Origin of the sequence: Streptomyces sp. NPDC005574 (genome assembly GCF_040605435.1) — a bacterium.
GTDB lineage: Bacteria > Actinomycetota > Actinomycetes > Streptomycetales > Streptomycetaceae > Streptomyces.
Window position 1 is genome coordinate 1 of the sequence record NZ_JBEXCW010000196.1, and the last position, 5,772, is coordinate 5,772.

The window sequence follows — 5,772 nt, forward strand, 5'->3', positions numbered from 1 at the left end:
CTTCGCCTCGCCGGGGACGGAGTCTCGGGGGGAATCTGTCAGGCTTGCGGGTATGGTCCGGCCGCGTGCGCGTACTGGTCGGTGCGGTGCTCGGGCTGCCAGGTGGCGGGGATTCCGAGGGCGGTGGGTGCGTCGATGATCCCGGCGCCGATGCGGGCGGGGTCGACGTGGAGTAGGGGGCGGCAGGCGGTGCGCAGCAGCTGGTGGAGGAGGTCGGCGCGGGTGGGGGTGCGGGGCAGGGCCTGGGGGATGCGGAGGTGGTCGTGGTGGGCGAGGAGGAGGGCTGCCAGGCTGGTGACGTGGGCGGCGGCGATCGCGGTTCCGCCGGCGGCCTGTTGTCAATCCCCTGGAAGCGTAGAGACCTCTCTATGCGGCCTCGACCCTCTGGTGGGCTTGGGCACGCTGCTGACTGATCATCTGCTCGAACTCCGCGGGCGGCAGTCCGCCGGCGCGGCTGTGCCTGCGTCTGGTGTTGTAGAAGCCGGCGATCCACGTCGCGATCTTCAGTCGGGCCTCGGCTCGGGTGGTGAGGCGGTGCCGGTGGATGTACTCGACCTTGACCAGCGAGTTGAAGGCCTCGGCGGCGGCGTTGTCGAAGCACGAGCCGACCCGGCCCATGGACTGCACCACGCCCAGCCGGTCACACAGGCCGTTGTAGACCGCGGACGTGTACTCGCTGCCGCGGTCGCTGTGGAAGATCACTCCGTCCACGGTGCCGCCGCGGGTCGCGGCCGCCATCTGCAGGGACGCGCTGACCGGGGCGGCGTCGTGGTGGGCGCCCATCGCGTAGCCCAGGCAGCGGCGGGAGAACAGGTCGATGACCGTCGCCAGGTACAGTTTCCCCTCGACGGTATCGATCTCGGTCATATCGCCCACCCAAAGCACGTTGGGGGCGACGGCGTCGAAGTGCCGGCCCACCAGGTCGCGGGCGGCCTTCCGCTTGCCCTGCCGGGTCAGGCTCTTGCGCTTCTTCGGCGGGCGGCCGTACCAGCCCCGCTCGGCCATGATCTCGGCGACCGTGTTCACCGACACCTGACAGCCCTCGGCCCACAGGTCGAGCGTGATCCGCGGTGACCCGTAGGTTCTGCCGGACGCGGTGAAGAAGTGCTCGATCCGCTCGGTCAGCGCAGCGCGCCTGACCTCACGCTTCGTCGGGTTCGCGGGTCTTTTGCGCCACTTGTAGTACCAGGCCTCGGAGACGCCGAGTACCCGGCAGGCCACGGTGTACGGGATGTCGTCCTCGGTCCTGCAGTTGCCGATCACCCCGACGAGCACCGCCGGGTCCGCCTCGGCTACTTCACCCACAGGACCATGCATCGCTTGAGGACATCACGCTCCATCCCCAGCTCGACGTTGTCCTTGCGCAGCCGCTGGGTCTCCGCCCGAAGCCGGAGCAGCTCCTCCCGCTCGGACTCTCCAACGGTCCCGTGCCGGCCTCCGCGGCCCCACGCGCCCTGCTCACCCACGTCTGCAGCGTGCCCTCGTGCACGCCCAGGTCCCGCGCGACCTCCGCGGCCGGCTTGCCGGTTTCCAGCACGATCCGCACGGCTCCCTCACGGAACTCGGCGTCGTAGCTACGTCGTTTCCCCACCCTCAACTCCTTGTCGGGTCAGGGCTCTACGCTACGAGGGGAAGCACAGTGTACTGATGCTCGTGCGTCCTTGGTCCGCGCCGCGAGCGCGGGGCACGGGCCGATAGCATTCGGTCGTACAGCTTGTGGATGCGCGATAACAAGGTGTGACGGTGTCACTCCAGCGCATGCCCGCACTCCGGCTCGAAGGGCATCCGATCATGGCGCGTATCCTCCAGGTCGTCGAAGTGGACGAGCCTGCCGAGCAGCGGAAGCCGCCAGCGGTTGTGCCGGCTGCCTCCGCCGTGCTCGGCGTATGCGAGGCTGTCTTCCTGCCTGGAGATCCGCCCAGGGAGGGCCGGGTGGCGTTCTGGCGGGCGGACGGCGGTGAGCTGCCCGGCTGCGATGTGGAGCCGGAGGAGCTCACCATTGTGCGGCCGCACGGGAACGGGATCCGGCGGCGGAAGGTGACCGCGGTGCTGCTGCGGGTCGCGCAGGCGGTGCCCGTACTCACCCGCGCTCGCGCCATGGTGCCAAGCGGCAATACCTCTGCCTCCGTCGTGTTGTGGGGAGCGGGAACCCTTCTTGCGCTTCAACTGGCTGCGCGGGGGCGGTTGCTGCCGGGGCTGAGCCCCGCTGGGTTCGACGCCTGGCGGCTCGGTCCGCTGGATGGCGACGACGTGCGCCGGATACGCGAGCTGGCGGCGGCGATGCCGCCGGAGGCGCGCGCGGTGCCGCTGCCGGGTTCGTCGCCCGTGGCGCTGCCCGCCGCCGAGCCGCTGCTGCGCGCCTTTTTGGACGCGGTCGCGGACGGTCTGCCGCGCTCCCCGGCGGCACGGCATCTGACCGCCCATCCGGCCTTCGCCGCTCGGATGCCGGTATCCATTCCTGAACAGCGCCAGTGGGCGGCCGAGGTGGCCGCCGGGATGGACGCGGGCGTGCGCGTCTCCCTGCGCCTGCAGGAAGACGGCGCCGCCTCGGGCGGCAGCTGGGACGGCGAAGATGACGGCGAGCGCGGCGGGCCGGAGTTCCGGGCCGTGGTGCAGCTGCACAGCCTCGCTGACCCCACGCTGGTCGTCGACGCGGGCGAGCTGTGGGCCGGGGATGCGGCCGCCCTCGAGCAGTTCGGCGCCCGTACCCGTATCGACGCGCTGCTGGCGCTGCGCCGCGGCGCGAAGGCATGGCAGCCGCTGTCGCGCCTTCTCTCCGCGGCTGCGCCCGATGTGCTGCAGCTCGCCGACGACGAGCTGCTGGACCTGCTCGGCGAGGCCGCGGAGCGGCTGGCCGCAGCCGGAATCCAAGTCCACCTGCCAAAGGGCCTGGCGAAGGAGCTGACCGCTACCGGCCTGCTGGAGCCGCCCCGGCGCAAGAAGACGCCCTCGGACCTGGAGACCTTCCTCTCCTCTGGTCAGCTTCTCGAATTCCGCTGGCAGTTGGCGTTGGGCGGCCAGCCGCTGACCGAGGAGGAGATGGACCGCCTGGTCGAGGCGCACCGTCCGGTGGTGCGGCTGCGCGACCAGTGGGTGGTGATCGACCAGACCCTGGTCGCTAAGGTCCGCAAGCAGCGCGGCCGCGAGCTGTCCGCGATCGACGCCCTGGGCGCGGCGCTGACCGGCGAGGTAGAGATCGACGGCAGGCCGGTGCCGGTCACCGCGGGCGGCGCCCTGGAACAGCTGCGCGCGCGGATCGCCGAGCCGGAGGCGGACCCTAACGCCGCATCGGCAACCGCCGGCCAGCCCGCCATGCTCGCAGCTACTCTGCGTAACTACCAGCTGCGGGGCCTTGCCTGGCTGGACCGGATGACCTGTCTCGGTCTGGGCTGCTGCCTCGCCGACGACATGGGCCTCGGCAAGACGATCACCCTGATCTCGCTCCACCTGCGCCGCCACGAGCGAAAGGCCCAGGGGCCCACCCTGGTGGTCTGTCCGACGTCCCTGCTCGGCAACTGGGAGCGCGAAGTGCAGCGCTTCGCCCCCGGCATCCCGGTACGGCGCTTCCACGGTCCGGGCCGCACCCTGGACGACGTCGCACCGAACGCCTTCGTCCTCACCACGTACGGCACACTGCGCCGCGACGCGGCGCGCCTGGCCAGCGCCGCTGTGCCGTGGGGCCTGCTGGTTGCGGACGAGGCGCAGCACGTCAAGAACCCGTACTCGGAAACCGCGCGGGCGCTGCGCACCGTCCCCGCCGCCGGGCGCATCGCGCTGACCGGCACCCCGGTGGAGAACAACCTCTCCGAGCTGTGGGCTCTGCTCGACTGGACGACACCTGGCCTGCTCGGCACGCTCACCGCCTTCCGCGACCGCTTCGCCCGCGCGGTCGAGGCCGACGGCGATCAGGAGAGTGCGAACCGCCTCGCCCGCCTGGTCCGCCCCTTCCTCTTGCGGCGCCGCAAGTCGGACCCCGGCATTGCCCCCGAGCTGCCGCCCAAGACAGAGACCGACCAGCCTGTATCGCTGACGAAGGAGCAGGCGTCGTTGTACGAGGCGCTGGTGCGCGAGTCGCTGGCGGCGATCGGCGAGGCGGACGGGATGGCCCGGCGCGGCCTGGTGATGAAGCTGCTCACCGGCCTGAAGCAGGTCTGCAACCACCCGGCGCAGTACCTGAAGGAGAAGAACGCGAAGCTAGCCGGACGCTCCGGCAAGCTGGAGCTGCTCGACGAGCTGCTGGATACGATCGTGGCTGAGGAGGGCTCGGTGCTCGTCTTCACCCAGTACGTCGAGATGGGCAGGCTGCTGGAGCAGCATCTGGCTGCTCGCGGCATGGCGGCGCAGTTCTTGCACGGGGGGACGCCGGTGAAGCAACGCGAGGAGTTGATCGACCGCTTCCAGCGCGGCGAACGGCAAGTCTTTCTGCTCTCCCTCAAGGCCGCCGGCACCGGCCTCAACCTGACCCGCGCCAGCCACGTCATCCACTTCGACCGATGGTGGAACCCGGCAGTCGAAGACCAGGCCACCGACCGTGCATACCGCATCGGCCAGACCCAGCCGGTGCAGGTGCACCGGCTGATCGCGGAAGGGACGGTCGAGGACCGGATCGCTCAGATGCTCAAGCAGAAGAAGGGACTCGCGGACGCCGTGCTGAGCCATGGCGAGGCGGCCCTCACCGAACTCTCCAACGCCGAACTGGCCGAACTGGTAACGATGCGCCACAACACCACGCCCAAGAGCACAGACCGGCAGAGCATCACGAGGGGAAGCCGCACGTGAGCCCGCACCCGACGAAGCCCAAGCGGCGGGCTCAGGATCAGCTCGCCCGTATTTTCCCTCCCTTTCCTCCGGCTCCCGGCCGCCGGGGCGGTTTCGTCTCAACCTGGTGGGGCCAGGCGTGGGTGTCGGCGTTGGAGGAGTGCTCACTCGACTCGGGCCGCCTCACCCGCGGTCGCACCTACGCGCGGCGCGGATCCGTGGGCGAGATGACCGTGGTCCCGGGCCGGATCAGCGCCCCGGTGCAGGGCAGCAGGCCACGGCCCTACCGGGTGGCCTTGGCGATTCCCGTCCTCAGCGATGCGGAATGGGACCGGCTCCTGGACGCGGTGGCGGCGCGCGCCGGGCACATCGCCGCACTGCTGGACCGCGACATGCCAACCGAGCTGGTCAAGGACGCACTGGCGGCGGGCGTACGGTTGCTGCCGTCCGCGAACGACCTGGAGCCGTCCTGTTCGTGCCCCGACTGGGGCTACCCGTGCAAGCACGGCGCCGCTCTGTGCTATCAGGTCGCACGCCTGCTGGACGAGGACCCCTTCGTACTGCTTCTGATGCGCGGCCGCGGCGAACACCAGCTGCTCGACGAACTCGCCCGCCGCAACGCCGCCCACGCCGCATCCAAGGCGGCCTCGGTATCAGCGCCGGTTCCGTCCCCGCGCACCCCCACAGGTACACCGGCCCGGGAGGCCTTCGCGGCGCGCGCCGACCTGCCACCCCTGCCCGGGCCGCCGCCCCTGCCCGAACGCATCGGGCACCCGCCCATCTTCGCATCATCCCGGCCCGCCGACCCAGGCATCGATCCGCAGGCCCTGGAAACCCTGGCCGCCGACGCCGCCAAGCGCGCCCGTCGCCAACTCGCCGCCGCACTGGCAGACGACACACCACCGAATCCGGTCGACCTGACGGAGTGGCAGGACGCTGTGCGCATCGCCGCCGAGCACCCCCAGATAGAGGTCTTCGCCCGGATCGCCCAGAGCACCGACCGACCGCCGTCCG

General features: G+C 70.9%; 4 protein-coding genes and 1 pseudogene. 2 read left to right on the plus strand and 3 right to left on the minus strand.

What is annotated here, in order from left to right:
- Nucleotides 1-366: 366 nt before the first annotated feature.
- The 3 genes and pseudogenes from ABZT03_RS42685 to ABZT03_RS42695 form a co-directional block, all read right to left on the minus strand.
- On the minus strand, nt 367-1,305 hold the full coding sequence (locus tag ABZT03_RS42685) for an IS3 family transposase (protein ID WP_356049519.1): 939 nt from the start codon (nt 1,303-1,305) through the stop codon (nt 367-369).
- A complete protein-coding gene (locus tag ABZT03_RS42690; RefSeq protein ID WP_356049525.1) occupies nt 1,293-1,466 on the minus strand; it encodes a hypothetical protein in 174 nt (57 codons plus the stop codon). Before ABZT03_RS42690 ends, ABZT03_RS42685 begins: the two co-directional genes overlap by 13 nt.
- A gap of 29 nt (nt 1,467-1,495) precedes the next feature.
- A pseudogene (locus tag ABZT03_RS42695) lies at nt 1,496-1,591 on the minus strand (transposase); the annotation flags it as partial.
- A 200-nt stretch (nt 1,592-1,791) separates the two neighbouring features.
- Here ABZT03_RS42695 and ABZT03_RS42700 point away from each other — a divergent pair.
- A complete protein-coding gene (locus ABZT03_RS42700; protein ID WP_356049523.1) occupies nt 1,792-4,779 on the plus strand; it encodes an SNF2-related protein in 2,988 nt (995 codons plus the stop codon).
- Nucleotides 4,780-4,985: 206 nt separating this feature from the next.
- Nucleotides 4,986-5,772, plus strand: a 787-nt coding sequence (locus ABZT03_RS42705) for an SWIM zinc finger family protein (protein ID WP_356049521.1), incomplete at its 3' end; no start/stop codon positions are given.